Consider the following 2,944-nt stretch of genomic DNA (forward strand, 5'->3'; position numbering starts at 1 on the left):
CGCCGTAAAAGGCCCTAAGAGTTAGGTCAGCCATAAAGCATCGCCGCGGGCAGCGTTTTGCCGCACAATAGCAGCGCTAACGCGTTCAGATCAGACCATACGGGATAGCTATAATCCTGCTTTAGCGCCAATTCAATGCGGGTCATCAGCGCTATCGCATCCCGCAACTGCGGCAGGGTAAGCCGTTCTAACGCCTTCGTAAGCAGCGGACGGCGATTTTGCCAGACTTTGTAGTGGTCGAATAGCGTGCGCATCGGCATGACGGCCATTTGCCGTTTAAACATCAGCAACTGCAGAACTTCGCGCTGAATACTGCGCAGCAGAATCACCGACTCCGCGGCTTCCAGCTGCAGCTGACGCAGAATGTGCGCGGCGCGTTTACTTTTACCTTCCAGCGCGGCGTCGACCCAGTGACATGGGGTAAAACGCGCCGCGTCATTTACCGCGGCGTCTACCCGCGGCAGCGTCAGACTACCGCCGGGATAAATCAGCGACAACCGCTCGAGCGCCTGGGCTAGCGCCAGCAGATTGCCCTCGTAGCAATAGCACAGCAGCTGACAGGCGGCGTCATCCAGCGCCAGCTTCATGTTTTTGGCACGCCTCGCTACCCAGCGCGGAAGTTGCCCCTGCTCTGGCGTGGCGCAGCTCACCAGCACCGCCCGTGGGCTGAGCGCTTTGAACCAGGAGGTATTCGCCAAGGCGCGAGTCAGTTTTCTGCCGTGCAGGATTAGCAGCAGATCCTCATGGAGCAGCGACGCCAGCTGAAGCAATTTTTCCCCCATGGCGGCGTGAATGCCACCGTCCGGCAGAACAAGCAACAACGTCTGGCGACTGGCAAACAGGCTGCGCTCCTGGCACATGCTGAAGATCGCGTCCCAGTCGGTGCTGGCGTCTAGCGTGATGCTGAAATGTTCGTCGAACTGCTGCTCCTGGGCTCGATCGTGAATACAATCCTGGCTTTCTTGCAATAGCAGCGGATCGTTGCCGAATAGCAAATAACAGGGGCGCAGTGACTCTTGTAACTGCGCGCCCAACTGCTCGGCATAAAGCCGGATCATGGCACCGCCCTCCGTGACACAGAGAGAAAGTTCATCAGGACGCCTGTGGCGTCGTTTGCCAAGGTTGCTGCTGTTTCAATTTCTCGTCCAGCGCATTATCCTCCTTCCCAGCAGCATGTACCGTCAGCAGTTTACGCACCAGCTGCTGCGCCGCCTGCTGGCATAATTCTTGACGGATGATATCCTCTTCGGCATCTTTCGCCAGCGCCGTGAGCGGGTTATCAAAGAACGAACGATAAACTTTCACATCGATTGGGTAATAATCTTTGCCAGGCATCAACACCTGAGCATGTACGCTCAGCGTCATCTGATATTCAGCAGTTTTGCCGTCCTGGAATACTGACTCGGTTACCTGACTTTCCGACGAGTTGATAATCCTAAGTGATGGCAGCGTCGTGTTTTTGTCCTTGGCATCGTCGATTAGCGTCACATCGTTCAGACGCAGCTCAGCGCGTAAGGCGCGGGTAAGCTGGCCATATGGATCATAACTGTTCAATGTCATAGTTTTTATTTCGGTCGGCACCTGGGCGGTGGTGCCGACCAGGTGATAACTTCTGCCGGCTGTAGCTATCGCCGTCAAGCCCAGTATCAGTGCTAATGTCCGATATCGCATAACGTCTCCTTTTGTTAACCCACGACTAAGTTAAGCAGTTTACCCGGTACATAAACCACCTTGCGCACCGTAGTCCCTTCCAGATGTTTTGCCACCAGATGTTCCTGAGAGGCGCGCTCACGTACCAAAGATTCGTCCGCGTCCGCAGGCACGGTAATTCTGCCGCGCAGCTTTCCGTTGACCTGAATTATCACCAGCTTGGCATCTTCCAACATAGCGCCGTCGTCGGCAATCGGCCACGGGGCGTTATCGATATCCCCTTCACCGCCCAGCGCCCGCCAAAGCGTGAAGCAGGCATGGGGAGTGAACGGATCAAGCATCCGCACTACCGCCACCAGGGCTTCCTGCATCAGAGCGCGATCCTGCCCGGTCTGCTGCGGCGCGCGCGCCAGCTTGTTCATTAGTTCCATAATGGCGGCAATGGCTGTGTTGAACGTCTGGCGGCGGCCGATATCGTCAGTGACCTTGGCGATAGTTTTATGCACTTCGCGACGCAGCGTCTTTTGCTCGTCGTTCAAGGCTGAGATATCCAGCGTATCTACTGGGCCCAGCTGCGTATGCTCATATGCTAGTTTCCACACACGTTTCAAAAACCGATTAGCGCCTTCCATGCCGGATTCCTGCCATTCAAGCGTCATTTCTGCGGGTGAGGCGAACATCATAAACAGGCGCACGGTATCGGCGCCGTATTTCTCCACCATCTCCTGCGGGTCAATACCGTTGTTTTTCGATTTCGACATCTTGCTCATGCCGGCGTAGACCAGCGTGCGGCCCGTGGCATCGGTCGCTCTGACGATGCGACCTTTCTCATCTCGCTCCACGTTGACCTCCACTGGCGAAACCCAAATGTGTTCGCCGTCGTCCCTAAGGTAGTAGAAAGTGTCGGCTAGCACCATACCCTGACACATCAGGCGCTTGACCGGCTCGTCGGAGTTGACTAAGCCGGCGTCGCGAAGCAGCTTGTGATAGAAACGGAAATACATCAGGTGCATAATGGCGTGTTCGATACCGCCAATGTACTGATCCACAGGCAACCAATAGTTGGCGGTGGCGGGATTGAGCATGCCGCGATCATAATCTGGGCAGGTATAGCGCGCGTAATACCAGGAGGATTCCATGAAGGTATCGAAGGTATCGGTTTCACGCAGCGCGGGCTGGCCGCGGTATGTGGTTTTGGCCCACTCGGGATCGACCTTCAGCGGACTAGTAATACCGTTCATCACCACGTCTTCTGGCAGCACAACCGGCAATTGGTCTTCCGGCGTTGGCACTA

General features: G+C 55.9%; 3 protein-coding genes. All 3 read right to left on the reverse strand.

Translation table 11 applies throughout. The features are described 5' to 3' along the window. Positions 1-26: 26 nt before the first annotated feature. Positions 27-1,058, reverse strand: coding sequence for a DNA polymerase III subunit delta (holA, locus tag BG74_RS07565; protein WP_066597605.1), 1,032 nt, complete (start codon positions 1,056-1,058; stop codon positions 27-29). A gap of 34 nt (positions 1,059-1,092) precedes the next feature. After that, positions 1,093-1,671 carry an LPS assembly lipoprotein LptE gene (gene lptE, locus BG74_RS07570; RefSeq protein WP_066597606.1) on the reverse strand — a complete coding sequence of 193 codons (579 nt, stop codon included), beginning with the start codon at positions 1,669-1,671 and terminating at the stop codon, positions 1,093-1,095. A 14-nt stretch (positions 1,672-1,685) separates the two neighbouring features. Continuing rightward, a partial coding sequence (locus tag BG74_RS17845) for a class I tRNA ligase family protein (protein ID WP_244267425.1) occupies positions 1,686-2,944 on the reverse strand: 1,259 nt, incomplete at its 5' end.

The organism is Sodalis-like endosymbiont of Proechinophthirus fluctus, from assembly GCF_001602625.1.
GTDB lineage: Bacteria > Pseudomonadota > Gammaproteobacteria > Enterobacterales > Enterobacteriaceae.

Coding starts and splice junctions, on each gene's coding strand:
- holA (WP_066597605.1), bottom strand. CDS start 1,058: ATGATCCGGCTTTATGCCGAGCAGTTGGGCGCGCAGTTACAAGAGTCA.
- lptE (WP_066597606.1), bottom strand. CDS start 1,671: ATGCGATATCGGACATTAGCACTGATACTGGGCTTGACGGCGATAGCT.